27 protein-coding genes and 1 other annotated feature are annotated in these 24,020 nt (G+C 41.5%); of the genes, 20 read left to right on the plus strand and 7 right to left on the minus strand.

What is annotated here, in order from left to right; translation table 11 throughout:
* Nucleotides 1-16: 16 nt before the first annotated feature.
* Nucleotides 17-457: an NUDIX hydrolase gene (locus tag IGI66_RS04805; RefSeq protein ID WP_010781369.1), complete on the plus strand. Its 441-nt coding sequence runs from the start codon at nt 17-19 to the stop codon at nt 455-457.
* Between the two features lie 19 nt (nt 458-476).
* Here the strand turns inward: IGI66_RS04805 and IGI66_RS04810 are convergent, their stop codons facing one another.
* Complete coding sequence (locus IGI66_RS04810) at nt 477-1,277, minus strand: MurR/RpiR family transcriptional regulator (RefSeq protein WP_438847829.1); 801 nt, start codon at nt 1,275-1,277, stop codon at nt 477-479.
* Nucleotides 1,278-1,454: 177 nt separating this feature from the next.
* Between IGI66_RS04810 and IGI66_RS04815 the strand changes: the two genes are divergently transcribed.
* Nucleotides 1,455-2,903, plus strand: coding sequence for a glycoside hydrolase family 1 protein (locus IGI66_RS04815; RefSeq protein WP_438847831.1), 1,449 nt, complete (start codon nt 1,455-1,457; stop codon nt 2,901-2,903).
* Between the two features lie 52 nt (nt 2,904-2,955).
* Here the strand turns inward: IGI66_RS04815 and IGI66_RS04820 are convergent, their stop codons facing one another.
* Entirely contained in the window at nt 2,956-3,591 is a 636-nt protein-coding gene (locus IGI66_RS04820; protein ID WP_438849276.1) for a copper homeostasis protein CutC, read from the minus strand.
* Between the two features lie 206 nt (nt 3,592-3,797).
* On the opposite strand from IGI66_RS04820, the gene IGI66_RS04825 reads away from it, so the two are divergent.
* The 4 genes from IGI66_RS04825 (at nt 3,798) to recD2 (ending at nt 9,046) form a co-directional block, all read left to right on the plus strand.
* Nucleotides 3,798-4,625: a putative RNA methyltransferase gene (locus IGI66_RS04825; RefSeq protein ID WP_438847833.1), complete on the plus strand. Its 828-nt coding sequence runs from the start codon at nt 3,798-3,800 to the stop codon at nt 4,623-4,625.
* 432 nt (nt 4,626-5,057) lie between these two features.
* Complete coding sequence (trmL, locus tag IGI66_RS04830) at nt 5,058-5,564, plus strand: tRNA (uridine(34)/cytosine(34)/5-carboxymethylaminomethyluridine(34)-2'-O)-methyltransferase TrmL (protein WP_114524092.1); 507 nt, start codon at nt 5,058-5,060, stop codon at nt 5,562-5,564.
* 27 nt (nt 5,565-5,591) lie between these two features.
* The gene (locus tag IGI66_RS04835; protein ID WP_010781363.1) at nt 5,592-6,248 is read left to right on the plus strand and encodes a histidine phosphatase family protein; all 657 of its coding nucleotides are present in this window, start codon (nt 5,592-5,594) and stop codon (nt 6,246-6,248) included.
* A gap of 395 nt (nt 6,249-6,643) precedes the next feature.
* On the plus strand, nt 6,644-9,046 hold the full coding sequence (gene recD2, locus IGI66_RS04840; protein ID WP_438847835.1) for an SF1B family DNA helicase RecD2: 2,403 nt from the start codon (nt 6,644-6,646) through the stop codon (nt 9,044-9,046).
* A 31-nt stretch (nt 9,047-9,077) separates the two neighbouring features.
* Here the strand turns inward: recD2 and IGI66_RS04845 are convergent, their stop codons facing one another.
* Both IGI66_RS04845 and IGI66_RS04850 read right to left on the minus strand, forming a co-directional pair.
* Nucleotides 9,078-10,067 (minus strand): diacylglycerol/lipid kinase family protein, encoded by a 990-nt coding sequence (locus IGI66_RS04845; protein WP_314580698.1) that lies wholly within the window; start codon nt 10,065-10,067, stop codon nt 9,078-9,080.
* 114 nt (nt 10,068-10,181) lie between these two features.
* Nucleotides 10,182-10,478, minus strand: a complete 297-nt coding sequence (locus IGI66_RS04850; RefSeq protein WP_438847837.1) for a hypothetical protein — start codon at nt 10,476-10,478, stop codon at nt 10,182-10,184.
* 198 nt (nt 10,479-10,676) lie between these two features.
* Here IGI66_RS04850 and IGI66_RS04855 point away from each other — a divergent pair, with 198 nt between their 5' ends.
* Entirely contained in the window at nt 10,677-11,177 is a 501-nt protein-coding gene (locus IGI66_RS04855; protein ID WP_114524096.1) for a QueT transporter family protein, read from the plus strand.
* A gap of 37 nt (nt 11,178-11,214) precedes the next feature.
* On the opposite strand, the gene cbpA is transcribed toward IGI66_RS04855, so the two are convergent.
* Nucleotides 11,215-11,856 carry a cyclic di-AMP binding protein CbpA gene (gene cbpA / locus IGI66_RS04860; protein ID WP_010781358.1) on the minus strand — a complete coding sequence of 214 codons (642 nt, stop codon included), beginning with the start codon at nt 11,854-11,856 and terminating at the stop codon, nt 11,215-11,217.
* 592 nt (nt 11,857-12,448) lie between these two features.
* Here cbpA and rpmG point away from each other — a divergent pair.
* The 8 genes from rpmG to IGI66_RS04900 all read left to right on the plus strand — a co-directional run bounded on the left by rpmG (nt 12,449) and on the right by IGI66_RS04900 (nt 18,312).
* On the plus strand, nt 12,449-12,601 hold the full coding sequence (gene rpmG / locus IGI66_RS04865) for a 50S ribosomal protein L33 (protein WP_010739830.1): 153 nt from the start codon (nt 12,449-12,451) through the stop codon (nt 12,599-12,601).
* A 24-nt stretch (nt 12,602-12,625) separates the two neighbouring features.
* The gene (gene secE / locus IGI66_RS04870; protein ID WP_010781356.1) at nt 12,626-12,796 is read left to right on the plus strand and encodes a preprotein translocase subunit SecE; all 171 of its coding nucleotides are present in this window, start codon (nt 12,626-12,628) and stop codon (nt 12,794-12,796) included.
* 96 nt (nt 12,797-12,892) lie between these two features.
* Nucleotides 12,893-13,435, plus strand: coding sequence for a transcription termination/antitermination protein NusG (nusG, locus tag IGI66_RS04875; protein ID WP_044926432.1), 543 nt, complete (start codon nt 12,893-12,895; stop codon nt 13,433-13,435).
* Between the two features lie 147 nt (nt 13,436-13,582).
* On the plus strand, nt 13,583-14,452 hold the full coding sequence (locus tag IGI66_RS04880; protein ID WP_438847841.1) for an alpha/beta hydrolase: 870 nt from the start codon (nt 13,583-13,585) through the stop codon (nt 14,450-14,452).
* Nucleotides 14,453-14,553: 101 nt separating this feature from the next.
* Nucleotides 14,554-15,660, plus strand: coding sequence for a lactate oxidase (locus tag IGI66_RS04885; RefSeq protein WP_438847843.1), 1,107 nt, complete (start codon nt 14,554-14,556; stop codon nt 15,658-15,660).
* A gap of 139 nt (nt 15,661-15,799) precedes the next feature.
* Nucleotides 15,800-16,549 (plus strand): metal ABC transporter ATP-binding protein, encoded by a 750-nt coding sequence (locus IGI66_RS04890; protein ID WP_438847844.1) that lies wholly within the window; start codon nt 15,800-15,802, stop codon nt 16,547-16,549.
* Entirely contained in the window at nt 16,539-17,393 is an 855-nt protein-coding gene (locus IGI66_RS04895; RefSeq protein WP_010781351.1) for a metal ABC transporter permease, read from the plus strand. The genes IGI66_RS04890 and IGI66_RS04895 overlap by 11 nt, the downstream gene beginning before the upstream one ends.
* Nucleotides 17,383-18,312, plus strand: a complete 930-nt coding sequence (locus tag IGI66_RS04900) for a metal ABC transporter substrate-binding protein (protein WP_438847847.1) — start codon at nt 17,383-17,385, stop codon at nt 18,310-18,312. The genes IGI66_RS04895 and IGI66_RS04900 overlap by 11 nt, the downstream gene beginning before the upstream one ends.
* A 43-nt stretch (nt 18,313-18,355) precedes the next feature.
* On the opposite strand, the gene sdaAA is transcribed toward IGI66_RS04900, so the two are convergent.
* Together sdaAA and sdaAB are read right to left on the minus strand one after the other, a co-directional pair.
* Complete coding sequence (sdaAA, locus tag IGI66_RS04905; RefSeq protein ID WP_086305644.1) at nt 18,356-19,240, minus strand: L-serine ammonia-lyase, iron-sulfur-dependent, subunit alpha; 885 nt, start codon at nt 19,238-19,240, stop codon at nt 18,356-18,358.
* Between the two features lie 21 nt (nt 19,241-19,261).
* A complete protein-coding gene (gene sdaAB / locus IGI66_RS04910) occupies nt 19,262-19,936 on the minus strand; it encodes an L-serine ammonia-lyase, iron-sulfur-dependent subunit beta (RefSeq protein WP_010781348.1) in 675 nt (224 codons plus the stop codon).
* Between the two features lie 297 nt (nt 19,937-20,233).
* Here sdaAB and rplK point away from each other — a divergent pair, with 297 nt between their 5' ends.
* The 5 genes from rplK to IGI66_RS04935 all read left to right on the plus strand — a co-directional run bounded on the left by rplK (nt 20,234) and on the right by IGI66_RS04935 (nt 24,003).
* Nucleotides 20,234-20,656 (plus strand): 50S ribosomal protein L11, encoded by a 423-nt coding sequence (gene rplK, locus IGI66_RS04915; protein ID WP_010781347.1) that lies wholly within the window; start codon nt 20,234-20,236, stop codon nt 20,654-20,656.
* 103 nt (nt 20,657-20,759) lie between these two features.
* Nucleotides 20,760-21,449: a 50S ribosomal protein L1 gene (gene rplA / locus IGI66_RS04920; RefSeq protein WP_010781346.1), complete on the plus strand. Its 690-nt coding sequence runs from the start codon at nt 20,760-20,762 to the stop codon at nt 21,447-21,449.
* A 53-nt stretch (nt 21,450-21,502) separates the two neighbouring features.
* Nucleotides 21,503-21,629: a sequence feature (ribosomal protein L10 leader region), on the plus strand.
* A gap of 156 nt (nt 21,630-21,785) precedes the next feature.
* Nucleotides 21,786-22,286 carry a 50S ribosomal protein L10 gene (rplJ, locus tag IGI66_RS04925; protein WP_010781345.1) on the plus strand — a complete coding sequence of 167 codons (501 nt, stop codon included), beginning with the start codon at nt 21,786-21,788 and terminating at the stop codon, nt 22,284-22,286.
* Nucleotides 22,287-22,341: 55 nt separating this feature from the next.
* Nucleotides 22,342-22,710, plus strand: a complete 369-nt coding sequence (rplL, locus tag IGI66_RS04930; RefSeq protein ID WP_010781344.1) for a 50S ribosomal protein L7/L12 — start codon at nt 22,342-22,344, stop codon at nt 22,708-22,710.
* Between the two features lie 312 nt (nt 22,711-23,022).
* Nucleotides 23,023-24,003 carry a hypothetical protein gene (locus IGI66_RS04935; protein ID WP_438847851.1) on the plus strand — a complete coding sequence of 327 codons (981 nt, stop codon included), beginning with the start codon at nt 23,023-23,025 and terminating at the stop codon, nt 24,001-24,003.
* The last annotated feature ends 17 nt before the right edge of the window (nt 24,004-24,020 follow it).

The following is a 24,020-nucleotide window of genomic DNA, read 5'->3' on the forward strand; positions in this document are numbered from 1 at the left end:
AAGTAGTGAGAAAATTTTGAAAAAAGCTTATGCCATAATTATTCGCAACGGATTGATTTTACTCGTCCGTCGGCCAGGGATGCCCGTGTGGGATTTGCCTGGAGGGAATCTTTTACCCAATGAAAGTGAACGGGAAGGAATGCAGCGGTTGGTCAAGGAGCTGCTTTCTTTTGACAGTACCATCGAGGATTTGATTGGTATTTATACAAAAGAATATAGTGACGAAATCACCTATGTTTACAAAGTACAAGAGAAAATCTCTCAGAGTAAAATGGACTCGCAGGATTACATAGCCTACAATTTTTTTGATCTTCAGAATTTGCCGTTGAACATTTATCCAGAACGTCATCGTCAGATCAAAGATTATAAAGGCGGCAATTATCCGGTACGTCTACGTTTTAAAGTCAATAAATGGGTGTTTAAACTCACCAGTTTTATCAAAGAAAAAAAGAAATGATCCGTCTGTTTTAGACCGATCATTTCTTTTTTTCGTTTAAGGCGGCGTACCGTCGAACAAGGAAATCACCAAAAAATTCCAATGGATAATTGCCAATCTGTACATAATTTGTGTTGGTCACGTTGATCACTTCGTCAAAAAGATTGGTGATTAAATTTTGCGTGTGTTGTGTTATCAAAACGGAATAAGCCGGCCCTTTGCTAATTTGTGTAATCCACTCAACATGAGACGTTAGAATGGTTCCGTAAGAAGAAAGGACAAGAATAACGGTCTGTTCATCTGCCTCACGAATGGCTTTTTCCTGCAGGTCTGTCGTTTCAGGAACATGCGTCAATTTGTTAGAAGCGATAAAGCCGGTCTGCATCGTTCGTGCAAGCTCTAAAGTGGTCGTGTAGCCGATCAGAACGACTTTCTTTGCTTGCTGAATTTTCTCAAGCAGCAGATCGACAGAGGGATAGTCGATTTTTCCAAGCACGTCTTGGAGAGCTTTTGTGATCTCCGCAGCATAATTACCTAAGAACAAGTCTGGCTGCTCCTGCAATTGTTGAAAGTCGGTCTCCCTCATCCGCAAGTAATTGTAGCTTTTCATTTGCTGATTGGTATTTAATAGCTCGCGCAGATCACCAAATGAAGGGATGTTGAAGGCTTGGCAAAAGCGCGTCAAGGTTGCAGGCGAAACGAAGCAGCGTTCGGCGATTTGCGAGATCGTCAATGTTTGAACCTCTGTTTGATGCGTCAGCAAATAGGTAATAATTTTTGCATAGGTTTTATCTGAATCGTGTCTATTTAAATAATCAAAAAAATCGTAGGTCGTGAACATCATAAGACTCCTTAAGTTAAGTAATCCAGGCGCAGCGAGTCGTCATTTTCATACGTATGAAAATGAACGAAGAAAAAGAAAATGGCCGCTTGAAGATGGAATTAAAGCGATACCATTATGTGCTACACTGATGGAGTAATGATAATTATACACTATTCGTTTAGAGAGGATGACACGATGGAAAAATTTCCTAAAAACTTTTTATGGGGTGGAGCGGTCGCTGCCAATCAATGGGAAGGGGCTTTCCTAGAAGATGGAAAAGGCTGGTCTACTGCCGACACCGCAGTTTATACAAAAAATCCTGATAAAGTTAATCTTCCGTTGCTACAACCAATGACGACTGAAAAAGTAAAAGATATTATGAATGATAAAATCGGTATTTACCCGAAACGGTTTGGGATCGACTCGTATCATCGATACAAAGAAGACATTGCCTTATTCGCGGAAATGGGCTTTAAAACCTTCCGATTGTCCATTTCTTGGCCGAGAATCTTTCCGAATGGTGATGAATCACAGCCCAATGAAGCGGGATTGGCTTTCTATGATGCGCTTTTTGATGAGTGTCTGAACTATGGAATTGAACCGTTGGTCACGATATCTCATTATGAATTCCCATTAGGATTGTCCTTCAAACAAAACGGATGGGAGAGTCGTGAGACGATCGCTGCCTTTGTGCGGTATGCCGAGGTCTTATTCAATCGCTATAAGGATAAAGTCAAATACTGGCTGACTTTCAATGAAATCAACATTATTGGAATGACAGGCTACTTAAGCGGCGGCTTATTGGCGGATAAAACGGATAATATGCTCCAAGCCCAATTCCAAGCGGCACATCATCAATTTGTTGCCAGTGCATTGGCTGTTAAGGCCTGTCACGAGATTATTCCAGACGCACAGATCGGGTGTATGCTGGCTAGACAAGAGGCTTATCCTGAAACATCGAATCCCTTAGATGTTATGGAAAGTGTTGAGTCAGACCATATCAATTTGTTTTATTCAGATGTTCAAATTCGAGGGTACTACCCACGATACATGGATAAATTCTTCCGTGATCGTAAAATTGAGATCAAAAAAGAGGCCGAGGATGATGAAATCTTAAAAGAAGGAACGGTGGACTTCATGTCCTTTAGCTATTACATGAGCAGTATCGCATCTCATGAACAGGCTGGGGAGAAAACAGCTGGAAATCTTTTGGGATCGAAAAAGAATCCTTATCTTGCTGCCAGTGACTGGGGCTGGCAGATCGATCCTGTCGGGTTGCGGGTGACATTGCATAAATTGTACGATCGTTATCAAATTCCGTTATTTGTGGTAGAAAATGGTTTGGGTGCGAAGGACGTTGTTACCGAGGATGGTAAGATCCACGATGACTATCGCATCGATTATTTAAGAGATCATATCGCAGAAATGGCTAAAGCAATAGATGAGGGTGTCGAACTCATGGGCTACACACCGTGGGGCTGTATTGATTTGATCAGCGCCAGTACAAGCGAAATGTCCAAACGCTATGGCTTTATCTATGTGGATCAAGACGATGAAGGAAACGGGACGCTGAAACGTTTGAAGAAAGATTCCTTCTATTGGTATCAAGAAGTAATTGCTACAAATGGAGAATCCTTAGAATAAAGAGAAAGACCTGTTGCAGCCACTCAAATGGTTGCAACAGGTCTTATATTGTTTAGAAATCCACGATCTTCGTACCGTGAGCCTCATTCACGCCTAACGCAGCGGTTATTTTATCTACATTGCCTGAGTGAATACCACCGCCGGGCAAAATAATAAGACGTCCTGCAGCGTAATCGACTAATTCTTTCAAATGTGGAAGGTTTTCTTCGATAGACGTTGATAGCGGTCCGCCATGAGTCAAGATGCGGTCAATGCCTAATTGTGCAAACCAATCGATCGTTTTAAATTGTTCTTCCTTCGATAAGGCATCAAAAGCCATATGGAACGTTGTCAGTAATCCTTCGCTATTGCCCAAAAGCATCTCTAAAGCTTCTTCATCAACCTCATTTTTTTCTGTCAAACAACCAAAAACGACACCATCTGTTCCAGCGTTCTTTGCATGAATCAAATCGTTCTCCATGATTTTTAATTCAATATCGTTGTATACGAAATTTCCACCACGGGGGCGGATCATCGTCATAACAGGCACTTGTTTTTCATCTGCGTACAAGAGCGCTTCTTCGATTACCCCCATACTAGGGGTTGTTCCGCCAACAGCTAAATTGTCGCATAGTTCGATACGTCCAGCACCTGCATGGATTGCTTTAGGAATATCAGTATAGTTTTCAGCACAAAATTCTTTAATCAACATCGTATCCTCCTAGTTATCTTTAAATTGAAAAGCGGATGATTCCGACGTATAGTGTAGCACATCTTGACGATAGTAGGAATAGATGAACTATGCTATGATGAGAGAGCGAAAGGGAAACCCTGTGTTCACGTTGTTTGGAAAGATAGCTGCGGGAGTACTCATTGGATTTTCCTTTGAAAAATTAGCAAAAAAGCAGGTGTAAAATGCTTAAAAAAATTGATCGAGGGGCGTTGTTTTTAGAGAAGCAGGCTGAGTTGTTTCGTTGCCCGAAATGCCATCAGGAAATGACTAAACAAGAAAAAGGCTTGCGCTGCGTTAACGGTCATCGCTTTGATCTATCAAAAAAAGGAACGCTTTATTTTTTAGATCATCAAATCAAAACAGAGTATGATCAGGAAATGTTCGCTCCCAGAGGACGAATGATTCGTTCCGGTATGTATCAGCCAGTGATCGAAAAAATCGCGGCATTAATGCAAACCGGCAGCCTTCTGGATGTTGGCTGCGGTGAAGGCAGTTTTTTACAACAAATTAATGAAATAAAGAAAACTCCGGTGAGTGTCGGGTTCGATATTGCTAAAGAGGGGATTTATCTTGCAAGTAACCAATTCATTGAAACGTTTTGGTGTGTGGCGGATTTGACCAATTTGCCCTTCGCGAATGATTCGTTCGATACGATCCTGAACATTTTTTCTCCGTCTCAGTATCGAGAGTCCAAACGTGTGATGAAGCCAGGCGGCAGTGTGATCAAAGTGGTTCCGCAATCGGGGTATTTAAAAGAGCTGCGAGCGGTCTATCACCCAGATGGCGAACCTTACTCAAATGAAGCGGTCATTCAACGATTCACAGAGGAGCTTTCAATTGACTACCGGGAACGTGTGACGTATGAATTTGACATACCTGAAAAAAATCGTCTGGATCTGTTAGAGATGTCGCCATTGGAATGGCAGGTTTCTGATGCAGTAAAAGCTGATTTAGCAAGAGATCCGATAAAGAGAATAACCGTTGATATCGAATTATTAAAAGGACATTAGAGAAATCGTTTTCATTCAAATTACTGAAAAGAGAAGGTTGCATTTGTGACTTCGTGATGTTATAGTACAAACAAGTTGTTTTTCATTGGTTTTTATCAGGTTCCTGTTCTGATAAAAGTTAGTGAAAAGTGCTTCACTAACGTAGCGACTCGCCGTGCTAGACACCGAGTTGGTACGTTTTTTTTTTGCGAATTCCACTTTGCGTCTTTAGCGCGAGCAGTGGAATTGTATGCGTACGAAAATCGATTCATTTTTCTGGTCTTTGGGAAAATGATTTCTTTGCTTGTGAGCCAGATACGAATCCAGCTTTTCACAAATTTTCTAATTGTATGAGATAGAGGAGTTTGATTTCATACGTTTCTTTTTTAGATGGACTGAGCAGCTAATAACTTTTAAGGAAATAAATACTAACTTAGATCGAGGGAAATCACTATGACAAACCATATTGTATTATTTGAACCACAGATTCCCGCAAATACAGGGAACATCGCGCGGACATGCGCAGCAACGAATTCGCCATTGCATTTGATCGAACCTTTAGGCTTTTCTACGGATGATAAGCATTTGAAGCGGGCGGGATTGGATTATTGGAATGATGTGAACATCACTTATCATAAAGATCTTGCGGCCTTTTTAGCTTTCGTAGGGGAACAGCCCTTACATTTGATCACAAAATTTGCCAATTCGACGTATTCAGAAATCGATTATACTGACGATGCGGATCACTTTTTCATGTTTGGAAAAGAGACCACTGGATTGCCGGAGACCTTCATGCGAGACAACGAAGATAAATGCTTGCGTATTCCGATGAATGACGAACATGTTCGTTCGCTGAATCTTTCCAATACTGTCGCTTTAGTAGTCTATGAAGCCTTGCGTCAACAAGATTTTCCTAATTTGGAATTGACGCATCATTATGAAAACGATAAGTTAGATTAGATACTACGGACATAGAAAGGGATTTTTATGAAACTATATTTTACTCGTCATGGAAAAACACGTTGGAATCAAGAGAAACGATTTCAGGGGATGATGGGGGATTCCCCACTATTACCTGAAAGTTTAGAAGCGATTCAAGCATTAGGAAAAGAATTAAAGGACATTCCTTTTGAAAAAATATATACAAGCACACTAAAGCGTGCGTATTTAACAGCCGAGGGGATCAACAAACAACTGGTGCACCCTGCTGAGATTGTGCGTTCAGATGATTTACGAGAACTTGGCTTAGGCTCATTAGAGGGGCAGTTGATTCCGGTCATTCAAGAGCGTTACCCTAAAGACATGGTCAATTTGCGCCACCATTTAGAAGCTTATGATCCAACGCCATTTAATGGAGAGAAAATTGAGGATATGCTGAAACGAATCAATGATTTAGTGGAAAAAGCAGTGAGTGAAGCCGAAGAAGGCCCACTTCTTTTTGTTGGTCATGGCGCTGCATTGACTGCGGCCATCCAAGCGTTGACAGGAAAATCATTAAGTGAACTACGAGAAATGGGCGGCTTGTACAACAATAGTTTGACGATTTTAGAAGCAAAGGACATTAAACCACCCTATCAAATGATTCAGTGGAATAACGTTGATTTCTTGGAGGGTACGGGATCAAAACCCGATTCATTGCTTTAAAAAGAAGAATGCCAATTCAACGAGAACGACTAGTTGAATGATAAGCGGCATTCGAACCAGGGATTTTTAAGAAAAATCCTTCATTACTACGAATAAGGATGTCAGTTCAACTTTTCGCAGTTTGACAAGAATGATTGCCTTAAAAAAGTTGGGTAGATCTTCGATTAGAGCGTTTAGTTGAATGATAAGCGGCATTCGAACCAGGGATTTTTAAGAAAATCCTTCATTACTACGAATAAGGATGTCAGTTCAACTTTTCGCAGTTTGACAAGAATGATCGCCTTAAAAAAGTTGGGTAGATCTTCGATTGGAGTGTTTAGTTGAATGATAAGCGGCATTCGAACCAGGGGTTTTTTAAGAAAAATCCTTCATTACTACGAATAAGGAGACGCGAAATGTCAGAAGAGCAGCTATATATCGTAGGAACTTTAAAGGCCATCTTTTTTCAAAATCCCAGCAATTTTTACAAAGTTCTGTTGATCAAAGTGAGTGATACGAACAGCGATTATCTCGAACAGGAAATCGTTGTGACAGGCAGCTTTGGGGATATGCAAGAGGACGAAGAGTATCGTTTTTTTGGACATTTTGTTGATCATCCTCGATATGGTAAACAGTTTTTAGTTGAGAGCTATGAGCAAGCACAGCCGACTTCGGCGAACGGGTTGATCAGCTATCTTTCTAGTGATAAATTTCCTGGAATCGGTAAAAAAACTGCGGAAAATATCATTGATGTTTTAGGTGAAGAAGCAATTGATCAAATCATGGAAAATCCTGCTGTGTTGGTAAAAGTTCCCAATTTGAATGCCAAAAAGCAAAAAGTGATCGTAGAGACGATCCGTCAAAATCATGGGATGGAGCAGATTATTGTTGGACTGAGCCGCTATGGATTTGGAAGTCAGTTGTCTTTTGCGATTTTTCAGACGTATCGGAATGAAGCACTAGAAATAATCGCGGAAAATCCGTATCAATTAGTGGAAGATATCGAAGGTATCGGGTTTAAAAAGGCCGATACGCTGGCTGAACAATTAGGGATCGCAGCAGATAGTCCTCAGCGTATTCGGGCAGCCATCTTCCATCAGGTAACCGAGGACGCCAACCAAAGTGGAGATACGTATGTGGAAGCGCAGCAGCTATTAACAGAAGTGCTGCAACTTTTGGAGACGACACGTCCTGTGGAAATCGCGCCGAATCAAGTGGCGGATATGATCATACGATTGGTGGAAGAGGAGAAAATCCAACAAGAAGCTACGAGGATTTATGAAAACACCTTGTTTTACAGTGAATGGGGAATCGCTTCTTCTATCGAAAGGCTGTTGGCTCGAAAGAAAGAAATCAAGTATCCTCAAGAAAAAATTGATAAAAAATTGCGGATCATTGAGAAGCAGTTGAGTATTACTTACGGTGATTCTCAGGATCAGGCGATCAAGGAAGCGATTCGCTCGCCGTTATTCATTTTGACTGGGGGACCCGGAACAGGAAAAACGACTGTGATCAACGGGATCGTTAAATTGTTTGCGGAATTGAATGAGTTATCGTTAGATCCGAAAGATTACACGCAGGCAGTCTTCCCAATCCTCTTGGCAGCGCCAACGGGTCGTGCGGCGAAGCGCATGAATGAGACGACAGGATTGCCAGCAAGTACGATCCATCGTTTGCTGGGGTTGAATGCGAATGACGATACGCCTGATATTGAAGCTAAGGAATTAGATGGCGGCCTTTTGATCGTGGATGAAATGTCTATGGTGGATACGTGGCTCGCGAATACCCTGTTAAAATCAATTCCTGATAATATGCAGGTGATCTTTGTAGGAGATAAGGATCAATTGCCTTCTGTGGGACCTGGTCAGGTTTTTCACGATCTTTTGCAAATCGAAGAGATTCCGAAGATGGAACTAACTGATATCTATCGGCAGGGAGACGGTTCTTCGATCATTCCACTGGCTCATGAGATCAAAGACGGGAAGCTGCCGCAAGATTTTCGAAAAAACCAGCGGGATCGGTCATTCATCGCTTGTCATGCCTTTCAAATGGAGGAAGTCATTAAACAAGTCGTCGAACGTGCCAAGAAAAAAGGATTCACAGCACAAGATGTACAAGTCTTGGCGCCAATGTATCGAGGGCCAGCCGGTATCGATGCTATCAATAAAATGATGCAGGAGATTTTTAATCCAAATGACGGCCGTAAGAAGGAAGTTCAATGGAACGATATCGTTTATCGCATTGGGGACAAAGTGCTGCAGCTAGTCAATAACCCGGAATTGAACGTTTTTAACGGAGACATGGGGATCATTGTCGGGATCATCCCCGCAAAGGAATCTGAAGACAAAGTTGATGAGCTGGTCATTCAGTTCGACAGTAACGAGGTTAGTTACAAGCGCTCAGAATGGAATAAAATCAAGCTATCTTATTGTTGTTCGATCCATAAGTCACAGGGGAGTGAATTCAAAATGGTCCTGTTGCCGATGGTCAAACAGTATTCTCGGATGCTTCAGCGAAATCTACTGTACACAGCGGTAACGCGAAGTAAGGATTTGCTGATTTTATTGGGGGAGGAAGATGCTTTTCAAGCTTGTGTTACGCGCGAATCTGCGGTACGAAAAACGACGCTGATCGAACGGATCATGAAAGATACGCAAGATATTCCGAAAAAGCCCAAAGCAGAACCCTTCACTAAAGTAAAGAAGCGAGAAGAACCCGTCAAGGCAGGACCGACCGTTTTGACGCCGCAATTGATTTCGTCTCAAGCCATTGATCCGATGATCGGAATGGAAGAGGTTACGCCGGCGATGTTTATGTAAGTAAAAAGGACTGAAAAATAAATCCGCGGATTTATTTTTCAGTCCTTTTGTCTACGTACCAGATATATTGTGTCGCGGTGGAGAAGTTCATGTCAAAGGAGCGCTCTCCCATATTCTCGCCATCTGCCTGACCGTATTGCGGGACGACAGAAACGATTCGGATTTTACTGCTGGTAAAATGTCGATAGTGTTTATTTTGCGTATGCTTTTTACGAACAAGTTGAAGCAGAAATCTCAGAATAGCCAACATGTTAGGCTTCTCAACGACGACAAGATCAATTGCTTCTTTCTTAGGGTCTGCCATAGGAGCGATCGCGATACCGCCGCCAAAGTAAGGAATATTGGTCGTCGTACATAAAAAGGTCCGTTCGAAATTCAACGTTTGACCATTTAATTCAACCAGTATCGGAAAGGTCTTTTGTGTGAAAATCGCCTTGACTAAATACAATGCGTAAGAAGCGGAGCCTAAACGATATTTATTCAGTACTTTTTTTGAATTTGAAGCGTTGGTCGTCGCAACGATCAATGCATCTAATCCGATTCCCACGTTATTTAGAATAATTCCTTGTTCTTCACTTATTTTTTCGTCATAGTGAAAGACATTGATAGGCTGCGGTTGTATTGCTGACGTGATTTGCTCAAACGCCTTCTCAGGGTCACGAGAAAGTCCGATCCCCCGAGCGAAATCGTTTCCTGAGCCGGCAGGAATATAGCTGACGGGTAACTGAAGATCCAATGCAAAAAACTGATTCACTACTTGATGCAGCGTGCCGTCGCCACCGATGACCACCAATAAATGAAATGAATTATCGACATGATCCTTTTCGCAAAACTCTGACCACGGGCTTAGCAAGTCGGACAAGCGATTGACGATTTCTCTTTCATCGCCGGGCCTTTCCGTATAATAGGGTGTGTATGTATAATCACCATCATCCAGTAAGTGAATGATTTTTTCGGCTGTTTTTGCCGCATTGCCGCTTCCGGCTGCGGGGTTGATTAAAATATGATAATGAAAATTCATGACCTCGATCCTTTCAAAAAAAGATTATAACAGAGTAATGAAAGGAACTGTAGAAAAGCGACCCAATTTTCATCAATCTGACGTAAAAAAAAACCTTCTCATAGCGGGAAGGCACTACAGGGTTGATTTTTGAACAAACCAGTCAATAATTTTTTTCTCATAATTAGATGCTGAATACTCTTTGTTGACCGTACTTTTTTTAGTTTGTACATCGCTTTCTACGACGAGTGTGCCCCAAAGGTAAAGAGAAATACGTGTATCTGAAAACACGATTTTATACTTTTCAACTAGCGGCGCACGAGTGCTGCAACAACCATAGTTTCCTGGTGTCCAGCGGTCTTTAAAAATTGCTTCGCCTTCTTGCTCTGCCTGCTGATATAATTGTTCCAACTCACTGTCGATACCTAGCATAAAATCACCTTTCTCTGAACTAGCATAAGAATCTATAGAACTATTGTATCACCAGCCGTAAAAAAAATTCAATTTTGATAACCTGAGGCGTTGAATTTGAGAGTTGACTTACTTTCCTAAACAACGTATGCTGAAAAAGGTTTACAGCGGTTCATCAACCATCCCGCTTTAAAAAAACTCGGAGAAAGAAGGAAAATTATGAATATGGTAGAAAGAAAACGAGTCAATGTGGTGGTCACGAACGGGATCATTATGGCGTTGTATTTGGCTCTAACGATTTTGGTTTCACCGGTGGCATCTGGTGCGGTCCAATTTCGTATCTCAGAAAGTTTGAATCATTTAGTCGTATTTAATCGAAAATATTTGTGGGGGATCTTCGGCGGAGTCGTCATTTATAATGCGATTTTTGGCATGGGATGGCTCGATGTGGTTTTCGGCGGCGGACAAACATTGCTGGCGTTAACACTAACAGCAATTTTACAAAATGTCGTAAAAAATACGAAGGTTCGTTTGGCGTTGAATGTCGTGTTCTTTAGCGCAAGTATGTTTTTGATTGCATTGATGTTGAATGTGACACTTAGCTTTCCATTTTGGCCGACTTATGGCTGGCTAGCTTTAAGTGAAGCGATCATCATGGCAATCTCAGCACCGATTATGTACTATTTAGATACGCGTTTGCATTTTGCAAAGCAGCTATAAAAAAGGCGGCCCTGATTTTCAGGACCGTCGTTTTTTATTATTCTTGCATCGATAATGCTTCCACTTCTTGGATCTCGAAGTGCTTGCGTTCAAGATGATCAATAATTTGATTCAGCTTGTTTTCATCCACGCCTGCTGATAAAGTGAACAGCGTACGTCGTCCTTTGAAATCTTGACCGACATCTAAGGTGATGCAGCTTGCGATCGTAGTGAATTTAGAGATGATTTTTGACATCAACGCCAAGTCTCCGCGTTTGCCTGTGGAGACAACCGTCAAAACGTAACTGCCTGTTTGGATATTCCATGATTGAGACAGCATATTCAACAGTGTGCTGTGGGTCAAGATGCCATAAAAATGGTGGTCCTCATCTAGGACAGTAATATATGGCAATTCTTTGATCGTGAAAAAAATCTTGAAAAAAGAAGTGTCTAGCGAGATAAATTTTGTTGCATTTTTTAGCAAATAAGTAACAGGAAGAGACATATCGCCACCATTTGCTTTGTGCCGGTAAATATGCATTTTGTAGATATTGCCTCGGAAAATCTGATCACTCTCATCAAGGATTGGAACACAACGAAAGCCAGTGCCTTCTAAAATGTCCAATGCCTCTTGCAAAGTCGTTGATTCATTGATCGTCGTCAAATTCTCTTTGGGATAAACGAGACTTTTTAATAACATCCAATAACCCTCCAATAAAGCTATTCATTCTTTCATCATATTATCATATTCTACCTGATAAAGAAATTTATTTTAGAAACAATTCAGATTCAAGAAGCGACTGCTAAAGAATCATTTATTGTTTGAATGGAAGATTGACAGCCAAAAGGATAGATGATAATGTAACTATGTGACTTTGTGAGGTTACCAGCTATGCTTTTTTATAGATTAGCAGATTGCGGTACACAAGCTGAACGTCAAACTCAGATTTATCATATTTAAGAATTAAAGGATGCCAGTCCAACTTTTCGCAGGAGGCATCGTGTCATGAACGAAGTCATCAACCACTAAGTAAGTCATAGAATGCAACCCTTAGTTGGATGGTATACGGCATGACGAAGAAACTCATTTTTCACCAGAAAAATGAATACATTAATAGGAATTAGGATGCCAGTCCAACTTTTCGCAAGAGGCATCGCGTCATAAGGTAAATCATCAAAAACTAGGTAACTCAATAAGGAACCCCCTTAGTTGGATGGTATACGGCATGACAAAGAAACTCATTTTTCACCAGAAAAATGAATACATTAATAGGAATTAGGAGTAGATCGCTATGGCAACTAAAAAAGCGGCTCTGGCCTGCACGGTCTGTGGTTCAAGAAACTACACGAAATCAGTGAGTGAAGGCAAACGCGGAGAGCGTTTAGAGATCAATAAGTTTTGCAAACATTGTAATCAGTACACGATACATAAAGAAACAAAATAACTATTAATTAAGGAGGATAATCCCTTGAATTTTTTACGTAGTGTCAAAGAAGAAATGAAGTTGGTTTCATGGCCTTCAAAAAAACAATTGCGCCATGATTCGCTTGTCGTAATCGAAACAGCGATCATCTTTGCTTTGATGTTTTTCATCATGGATACAGCCATTCAAGCAGTGATCAATTTGATTATTCACTAGTAGCCAATTCAAAAAAAGCATGGTATACTACTTGAGAGAAAAAACCTTGGGACTGCTGAGGTTTTTTTATTTTAGAACGAGGAGCCGATGGCGAAAATGGAATCTTTTGAAAAACAATGGTATGTGTTACATACTTATTCCGGCTATGAAAACAAAGTAAAAGCCAACCTAGAATCACGTGCACAAAGTATGCGGATGGAAGACTATATTTTCCGTGTAGTTGTCCCTGAAGAAACAGAAACAGAAGTTAAGGGCGGCAAAGAAAAGGAAATCGTCCACAAAACTTTCCCTGGATATGTATTAGTGGAGATGGTCATGACGGATGATTCTTGGTACGTTGTTCGTAATACACCAGGTGTGACAGGGTTCGTTGGTTCTCACGGTGCCGGAAGTAAACCAGCGCCATTGATGCCAGAGGAAATCAATCATATCTTGCGTTCATTAGGTATGAACACACGTCAAAATGATATTGAAGTAGAAGTCGGCGAAACAGTGAAAATCATCGAAGGAGCCTTTGCTGGTCTTGAAGGAGTGATCACTGAAATCGATGAAGAGCGTGACAAAGTCAAAGCAAACATCGACATGTTCGGTCGTGAAACAAGTACTGAATTGGACTTCGATCAAATCGATAAAATTTAAGCAACTACTGAAGCCGAGGCCGTGTGTCTCGGTTTTTTTATGGATTTCAATAAAAATCTCGAAAAGCGTGCTCTTATTGTTGAGTAATGAGGAACAAATACCTATAGTAAAGATACAAAAAATAATCGTCTGAAGGGAGTCGAAAAGATGAAAAAAATAATTTATGGGTTGTTCGTATTAATGACCGTGGTGCTGCTATCAGGCTGTGTAACAAAGCAATCCCACCACGAAGAAGGGAACACGTCTACTGGGTCAACTGCAACAGAAGCCTCCCGAGATATAGTAAATAAGAGTGACGTTCCGACCCTGTTCATCCATGGGTATGGAGGGACAGTCAATTCATTTGGAGGTATGCTGCGGCGTTTCAGGGATGAAGGGGTGGCTAGGAAAGAACTGACGATCACTGTGCAGCCAGATGGCGCCTTGCAAGTAGACGGACAATTGAATAAGAAAAAGGACAATCCTAGTATCCAAGTGTTATTTGCTGCTAATAAAGACAACGAGTGGGATCAAACAGAGTGGATTTACGGGGTTCTCAAATATTTGAAAGAAGAAGGTGTAGATCGAGTCAATCTAGTCGGTCATTCAATGGGGGGTGTCAGCTCGCTCCGCTATTTAACGACATACGGTCAGCCGAAAGACGCCCCCGTCATTGAAAAGTTTGTTGCGATCGGCGCTCCCTTCAATGACTTCGACGATACAGCAAAAGACCAATCCATCGATGACGTATTGCAAAACGGACCTACCCCTCAATCGAGTCGGTATCTCGATTACCGAAATGGCATAAACAATGTCCCAAGCAGCGTATCCGTTCTATTGCTAGCTGGAAAATTAAATGAACAAGATCCCTCGGATGGTACGGTCCCTTTATCTAGTGCATTAGCAACGTACTCCTTGTTAAAAGCTCATGGCAACCCCATCAAGGAGCAAATATTTACCGGATCAAATGCTCAGCATAGTCAATTACACGAAAATCCTGCGGTCGATCAGGTTGTCGCAACCTTCTTATGGGGATAGCTGATACATTTAGGGTTTTTCATTGAAAAGTTAAAATACTTGCTTACTTTTTGTAAGAGTATTAAGATAACTCATGTAATCAAACGAAAGAAGGATTTATTATGACTTATCAAGCAAGTAACGAAGAACATCCAATTGACATTGTAAACATCGCTTCATTAGAACAACGCGTAAAAGAACGCATGGAAAAAGGTGCGTTCGGCTACATTCGCGGTGGCTCAGAAGACGAATGGACAATGAAGGAAAATACGACTTCATTCAATAATAAAACCATTATGCCTCGTGTACTGCGTGGGATCGACCGTGCAGATTTGCGGACGAAACTGTGGGATATGGACTTAGCAACACCCATTATTCAAGCACCATCCGCAGCGCAAGGATTAGCACATGAAAACGGCGAAGCGGATACGGCAAAAGGGGTTGCAGAGGCAGGCTCAATTTTTTCAATCAGTACTTATGCAAATACAACGATTGAAGATGCCGCAGCCGCAGCTCCAAATGCACCGCAATTCTTCCAATTATATATGAGTAAAGACGATGGTTTTAACGAATTTATCTTGGATAAGGCTGTTAAAGCAGGAGCAAAAGCCATCATTTTAACCGCAGACTCAACACTTGGCGGCTATCGTGAAGACGACGTGATCAATCACTTCCAATTCCCATTGCCTATGCCAAACTTGGCAGCTTACAGCGCAAAGAGCGATAGTGGAGACGGTGAAGGAAAAGGAATCGCCGAAATTTATGCGGCAGCTAAACAAGGACTCGTTCCTGAAGATATCAAAAAAATTAAAGACTTAACCAATTTGCCTGTCTTTGTTAAAGGTATCCAATCCCCTGAAGACGCCGAGGTTGCGATTGCAGCCGGTGCTGACGGTATCTGGATCTCAAATCATGGCGGTCGTCAATTAGACGGTGGTCCTGCAGCCTTCAACGTATTGCCATTGATCGCTGGTGTAGTGAACAAACGAGTTCCAATCGTGTTCGATAGTGGCGTTCGTCGTGGCGAGCATGTCTTTAAAGCTTTAGCCGGCGGTGCCGATCTAGTCGCTATTGGTCGTCCAGTTATCTATGGTTTGAATCTTGGTGGAGCAGAAGGCGTGAAGTCCGTCTTTGATCACCTTAATAAAGAGCTTTCCATCACTATGCAACTTGCAGGAACAAAAACGATTGAAGAAGTAAAAAACACAACGCTTCATGACGCAAAATAATTATTCAATATATACTTCATCAAGGAGACACCTCTTCTTGATGAAGTATTTTTTTTGCATTTATCTTGCGTACGCTTTCTTTTTCGTATATCATATATATGAAAGTTAGGCTAACCTAAAATAGAAAGAAGGGGTAACTATGAATGCGATTCGGATAGAAAATTTATCGGTTGCGTATCATGGAAAAATCGCTTTGAAACAAATAGATTTAGAACTGGCACCTGGAAAATTGACGGGGATTGTGGGGCCGAATGGAGCTGGAAAGTCTACGTTGATGAAGGGAATCCTGCAATTAGTAAAAACACGATCAGGAAAAATTTCGTATGGTGATCAGCCGTTGACGAAGCAAAGGGAGAAAATCGCCTATGTTGAACAGCGGCAAGACATTGATTTGAGTTTTCCTATTGATGTTTTTGGAGTGGTGCTATTTGGCACGTATCCGCATCTTAAAACGTTCCAGCGACCTGGAAAAAAAGAAAAAGCTTTTGCCTATGAGTGCTTAGAAAAGGTAGGATTGACAGATTATGCCGATCGTCAAATCAGTGAATTGTCTGGTGGACAGCTGCAGCGTGTGTTTATCGGGCGGGCGTTGGCGCAAAAGGCAGACTGGATTTTATTGGATGAACCCTTCGCTGGGATTGATGCGACGAGTGAGAAAATCATCATTGAATTGCTAAAAGAATTACGGGATGAAGGCAAATCGATCGTGATCGTCCATCATGACCTGCATAAAGTCACAGACTATTTTGATGAAGTGATTTTACTTAATAAAGGCTTGATTGCTTCAGGACCTGTTGAACAAACGTATACGACGAACAATATGGAAAAAACGTATGGTAGTGAAATTACACAAATGTTAAGAATTGGAGGTGCGGACTTTGCTACATGATTTCTTTCAAGGATTGATTGACTATCAATTTTTACAAAATGCGTTGATTACCTCCATCATGGTAGGAATCTCTGCTGGAGTGATCGGTTCATTTATTATTTTACGAGGAATGTCTTTAATGGGTGATGCCATCTCTCATGCTGTTTTACCCGGTGTGGCGATTTCCTATATGCTTGGTAGCAGTTACATTATAGGAGCAACCTTTTTTGGTATCTTTTCAGCAGCATTGATTGGTTTTGTCGGAAAGCATACACGGTTGAAAAATGATACTGCCATCGGTATTGTATTCAGCTCCTTTTTCGCGCTGGGAATCATTTTGATTTCTTTTGCAAGGAGTGCCACGGACCTGTACCACATTCTTTTCGGGAATGTGCTGGCGGTCCGGGATTCAGATATGTATCTAACAGCGATCGTCATGGTCATTGTTGTTTTGGCTGTGGGTATTTTTTATAAACAACTGAAATTGACTTCTTTTGCTCCGACGATGGCACAATCTTATGGATGGAATATCAGCCTGATTAATTATGGTTTGATGTTCTTGCTGACGTTAGTGGCCGTTACTTCATTGCAAACCGTCGGCACGATTTTAGTGATCGCGATGCTGATCACACCGGCGGCGACCGCGTATCAATTAACGAATAAACTGTCTGTGATGGTGGGCTTATCTACCTTGTTTGGTGTATTAAGTGCCATCATAGGCTTGTATTTTAGCTATAGTTACAATCTTCCTTCTGGGGCTACGATCGTCATGACAGCGGCAGTTTTCTTCATCGCAGCATTTCTGTTTTCACCTAGCAAGGGATTGATCCAACAATTACGAAAGGAGCGTTTATATGAAGTATAAAAAAATTATTTTTATAGGATTTCTGGGGCTGTTGTTCTTAACAGGCTGCGGAGCTAAGGGAGGAAGCAGCAGTGCGTCAAAGGAGTCTAGCCAGTTGAACGTTGTGGCGACGAACTCTATTATTGCAGATATGGTCAAGGAAGTTGGAAAAGGGGAAGTAGCGATCCATAGTATCGTCCCTGTAGGAACCGATCCACATGAGTATGAACCGTTGCCGGAAGATATCAAAAAGGCGAGTGAAGCGGATGTCGTTTTTTATAATGGCTTGAATTTAGAGACTGGGAATGGCTGGTTTGATAAATTGATGGAAACGGCGAAAAAGAAAGAAAACGAAGATTATTTCGCAGTCAGTAAAGACGTTGAACCGATCCATCTAAGCGGAAACAGTACGCAAGAAGATCCTCATGCATGGCTGGATATTTCCAACGGCATTTTATACGTCAAACAAATCCAAAATGTATTAAGCGAAAAAGATCCTAAGAATAAAGAAACGTACAAAGAAAACGCGGAAGCCTACATCAAAAAATTGGAGGCATTGGATGCATCCGCAAAGAATGAGTTTGCAGATATTCCGAATGAGAAAAAATTACTTGTGACCAGTGAAGGGGCCTTCAAGTATTTTTCTAAAGCGTATGATCTGACAGCCGCTTATATTTGGGAAATCAATACAGAAAGTCAAGGAACACCAGAGCAAATGAAACAAATCGTTGAAAAAGTTCGTGCGTCTAAAGTTCCTTCGCTCTTCGTTGAAACAAGTGTTGACAAGCGCAGCATGGAACGGTTGTCGAAGGAAGTAGACTTGCCGATTTCTAGCGAGTTGTTTACAGATTCCTTAGCGAAAAAGGGAGAGACAGGGGACAGCTATTACAGCATGATGAAGTGGAATTTAGAGAAAATCCACGATGGATTGATGAAATAAAGAAAAGCAGCTGATTGAAAAAATCAGCTGCTTTCTATTCGTTTTAAACGGTCGCTTTTTCTGGTTCGCCGAATACTTGACGTTGCAGACGCAAGCCGGTTGGAGTGGTTGCGACGCCGCCTTCAGCGGTTTCCTTGAAAATTTGCGGCATTGCACGGCCGACTTTATACATTGCTTCCACCACTTCATCCGGCGGAATAACACTGCGGATACCTGCCAAAGCCATGTCAGCTGAGATAAAGGCTTGAGAGGCCCCCATTGCGTTTCGTTTCACACAAGGAACTTCGACAAGACCTGCGACTGGATCACAAATCAGTCCCATGACATTCTTCAAAGTAATTGCCAAAGCATTTGATGCCATTTCAGGTGTTCCGCCATTGGCTGAGACTAGGGCCGCTGCTGACATTGCACTAGCAGAACCGACTTCCGCTTGGCAGCCGCCTTCAGCACCAGAGATCGAGGCATTGTTTGCCATGACTAAACCAAACGCACCAGCAGTAAATAGAAAATCAATTTGCTCCTCGTGACTCAAGTTCAATTTTTCTCGCGCCGCCATCAAAACACCCGGTAATACACCGGCACTTCCTGCAGTTGGCGTTGCACAAACCAAGCCCATTTTTGCATTGACTTCATTGACAGCGATCCCGTTACGAACGGCTTTTAAAATAGTGTCACCGCTCATGAATTTGCCGCTTTCGATATAATCATTCATACGTTTGGCATCGCCGCCGGTAATCTTCGTGACAGAAGTCACTCCTTGGATGCCTTCTTCAATAGAACTTTCCATTACTTCTAAATTGCGTTCCATCAACGCAATGATTTCTTCCCTTGTACGATCAGTTAATTCCATTTCAGTGGCGATCATCAATTCGCCAACAGATGAATAATCCTTTGCTTGTTCTACAAGCTCTTGGATCGAATAGAACATGACAATTCCTCCTTCATTTGCTTATTTAAAATAGGTCACGCTTAATACGTCATCTTCACATTTGATTTCTTGTCGTAATCCTTCTGGATCGTCCGGGGTATCATCGATCTCCAGCAAAACGATGCCATTCTCGCCCTTTGTTTTCCGAGTCATAGTAACTTTACCGATGTTCAACCCGTGCTTCATGAAGATAGTTGATACACGTGAGAGCAGGCCAGGTACGTCTTTGTTGATAATGATATAGGTAGGGTTCCCCATGCCTAGCGAGATGCTGTAACCATTCATTTCAGTGATTTGGATATTTCCGCCGCCGATCGAGACACCAGTGATCGACATCTCAAGTTCACCTTTGATCATGCGTAAGGTAACTGTATTCGGATGGTCAGCAATTTCTTTTTTTGGAACAAAAAGAACTTCCATTCCTTGTTCGTGAGCGATTTTCAATGAATCGGATAAACGAGGATCGTCTGGATCCATCCCTAAAATACCGCCAACTAAAGCGATATCTGTTCCATGACCGCGATAGGTCTTTGCAAATGATTCATACAGATCAAACTCAACAGAATCGGGGCGTTCCCCAAAAATCATACGGCACACTTTTCCGATTCGCGCTGCACCCGCAGTATGCGAGCTGCTAGGACCCACCATCACTGGACCAATAATGTCAAAAACACTACGATATTTTAATACTTCCATTATTTTAAACCTCCCTAATTTATCCGATGAAAATCCTCATCAAGTCGACCATAGTGTAACATATACGCTTTCTGAAAATAGATAAATGAATAATTTATTTTGTTATTCTCATAGTAGTTAAAGAGATTGTGAAGCGTTTTATTATTGTCGAAAAATTGCAACAGTAAGGAAATCATCTTGCATTCAGATAAATAATCTGCTATGATACCAAAGTGTGTCTTTGTACACACTGTTTTAAGTGGGAGGAGAAATTTTGATCTCCATTAACCACATCACGGACTCAAGGAGGTATGTCTCGTGGCAAAGAAAGTAGAAAAATTAGTTAAACTGCAAATTCCTGCAGGGAAAGCAACACCAGCTCCCCCAGTAGGTCCTGCACTAGGTCAAGCAGGTATCAACATCATGGGATTCACAAAAGAATTCAATGCGCGTACAGCTGACCAAGCAGGCTTGATCATTCCAGTAGTGATCTCTGTATATGAAGACCGTTCATTTACATTCATCACAAAAACACCACCAGCTGCAGTATTATTGAAAAAAGCTGCTAACGTGGAAAAAGGTTCAGGCGAACCAAACAAAACAAAAGTTGCAAAAGTTACTAGCGATCAAGTAAAAGAAATCGCTGAGTTGAAAATGCAAGACCTAAACGCTGCTAACGTTGAGTCAGCAATGCGCATGGTTGAAGGAACTGCACGAAGCATGGGGATCACAGTCGAATAATTCTCGACGACCCAAGAAAGTAGCTTCTCAGTTGGCTCCCTATCTAAAGATACGGAACACGTGGGAGGTTCTACCGTTATAACCACATCAAGGAGGAAACAAAATGGCTAAAAAGAGCAAAAAAATGCAAGATGCATTGAAGAAAATCGACGCTACTAAAGCTTACCCTGTTGCGGAAGCTGTAGCATTAGCAAAAGAAATTAACTTCGCGAAATTTGACGCAACGGTTGAAGTTGCTTACAAATTGAACGTAGACCCTAAAAAAGCAGACCAACAAATCCGTGGAGCTGTTGTGCTTCCAAACGGAACTGGTAAAACACAAACTGTTTTAGTATTCGCGAAAGGCGAAAAAGCAAAAGAAGCTGAAGCTGCTGGCGCTGATTTCGTTGGCGACGACGACATGGTCGCAAAAATCCAAGGCGGATGGTTCGACTTTGACGTTGTTGTTGCAACACCTGACATGATGGCTACAGTTGGTAAATTAGGCCGTGTGCTTGGACCAAAAGGTTTAATGCCTAACCCTAAAACTGGTACTGTAACGATGGATGTTACAAAAGCAGTTGAAGAAGTTAAAGCTGGTAAAGTAACGTACCGTGTGGATAAAGCTGGTAACGTTCATGTGCCAATCGGTAAAGTATCATTCGACGATGCTAAATTGGTTGAAAACTTTAACACAATCAACGAAACTTTAGTAAAAGCAAAACCTGCTACTGCTAAAGGTCAATACATCAAAAACATTTCAATGACTACAACATTTGGACCTGGTATCCATGTTGAACAAACAGCTATCTAATTATTTTAGAAAAGCACTTGACTCGACTAGCTTATCTATGGTAAGTTAGTCGAGGTTAATTATTAACTGTACCGAAGACAGTAGGTGACGCAAGTCTTAATTTCCTACCGAGGACGTTTATTGAGAACATTCAATAGTCCCTCTATGTCTACGGTGGCATGGAGTTTTTTGTTGTCTCAACACGGGGATTGGCGAGTGATTTTCTCGACAGAGCCGATGTCGAACAATACTGGTCGACCGCAGGGAGAGGAGTTTCCTTATAAAAGAAACAACCTGCCTGAAGTTCTTCCTTAGCTCAAAAAACTCTTCCATCAAAATCAGGAGGTGAAATATATAATGAGTGAAGTAGCAATCGCTAAAAAAGCCGCTATCGTTGATGAAGTCACTGAAAAATTCAGCGCAGCAGCTTCAGCCGTTATCGTTGATTACCGTGGTTTGACTGTAGAACAAGTGACTGAATTACGTAAACAATTACGCGACGCTAACGTTGAAATGAAAGTTATCAAAAATTCTATCTTGGTTCGTGCAGCTGAAAAAGCTGGATTGAACGGATTAGAAGAAGTATTCTCAGGACCTACTGCTGTTGCATTTAGTAATGAGGATGTTGTTGCTCCAGCTAAAATTATCGATGAATTCGCTAAAACAGCTGAGAAACTAGAAATCAAAGGCGGTATCATTGAAGGAAAAGTAGCTTCTATCGAAGAAATTACTGCTCTTGCAAAACTACCGAACCGCGATGGACTTCTTTCTATGCTATTGTCTGTCCTTCAAGCGCCAGTCCGCAACGTGGCTTACGCTGTGAAAGCAGTCGCAGAAAAAGAAGAAGAAGTAGCTTAATTGCTGCATAAAATATAAAACTAAAAAAAACTTACCTAAACGGAGGAAATTTAAAATGGCATTGAACATTGAAAACATTGTCGAAGAACTTAAAGGCGCGACAATCTTAGAATTAAACGACTTAGTTAAAGCTATCGAAGACGAATTTGGCGTAACTGCTGCTGCTCCTGTAGCTGCTGCTGGTGCTGCTGCTGGCCCTGCTGCTGAAGAACAAACAGAATTTACTGTTGAATTAACAGCTGTTGGCGATCAAAAAGTTAAAGTTATCAAAGCAGTTCGTGAAGCAACTGGCTTAGGCTTGAAAGAAGCTAAAGCTGTAGTTGATGGCGCTCCTGCACCAGTTAAAGAAGATGTATCTAAAGAAGACGCTGAAGCATTAAAAGCTGCTTTAGAAGAAGTTGGCGCATCTGTAACATTAAAATAATCATTGTTGATTATTCAAACGGGGATCTCATTGTAGATCCTCGTTTTTTTGTGCCTATTTTTAGTCAACATGATTGTTGTTTTATAGAAGGTTTTAATAAGAATGATTATTTATTGAGACCTATAAATAAAGAATCCTGTTTGTTAAAAAGGATTCGGTTGAATGAAAAGATATAACGGTTGTTTTTTTACATGCGACGAATTTTCAATACTTATTTTATTGATTTTTTTTAATAATAAAGGGTTCGTTTTCTCGTTCGGATAGCGGTATGATTTTTGAAAGAAAACGATTGTTGAAAGGAAGTTTAAGCGCATGAAGGAGAAATCACTGATCAAACCATTAACACCACGTCAACTTTTTGGGATCAAAAAAGAAAATCTGGAGCGGAAGGTCATAGACTATTATGAAGCGACGCAGGATGCTGCTTCGGTAGTTGAGTACGCCGTAGCGATACTAGTGCGGAATGCGATGGTTGTTAGTGATTTTACAGGACTTTTCCAGGCGCTGATCGTTGGTATTTTTATGAACGCTGATCCAAGCGAAGAATTACGGAAGCACTGTGTCTATTTTAAAGATTATTTCAAAAGTGGGGACTGGGAGCAAGTCATTCGCCGCTTATTTGGTAATAAAAAGAACTTTCATCAGTTTACTAAGACGACACGTATTTATGCACAACGGTTGAAGGCACCTAGAGATGGGAAGCGTAAGTATCTGGATTTGCAGTTGCGGATGGTCGCTATTTTTGAGGATGCTTCTGGGAAAAGGCACACGCTGACCATTCGAGACGCCGAAGAGACGATCACCAGGTCGGAAGCGGAAGGAATATTAGAGATTCTGACGACCCTGAGTGTTTTTAAAATGAAAGGTATTCGTCGATTTGCTAAATTCGTGAAAGTTTCTCGGCCAGGAACAACAGACACGTTTGACGATGAACAGATTGAAGCAGCTTCAGCGATCGAAGAAGATACTAGAGAACTACGAACGATCGAAATCATTGCACCGTCATCAGTTGATTTGACCGACTTGACTGAGGAAGAGACATTGAAGTTGGTCCGTGGCGGACACCCTGATATTACCGATTTAGCGGGTATTCAAGTGGTATTCAGGCAAGAGGAACAAGAATCCATGGTCGAGGAAGATACGGTGTTTGAGCCAAAAGCACAAGCAATAGAAGAAATCAGGTCCGACCCGCAAGAAAAAGGGAAGCGCCGGCGACCGCTGACCGCGAAGCAAGCCTATGTCCAAGGATTACTCCAGACATTCCGAAAACGAACGACCAGCCAGCGGGAATAATCAAAAAAATCGAGTGA

It is taken from the genome of Enterococcus sp. AZ048 (assembly GCF_051715125.1).
Lineage (GTDB): Bacteria > Bacillota > Bacilli > Lactobacillales > Enterococcaceae > Enterococcus_A > Enterococcus_A gilvus.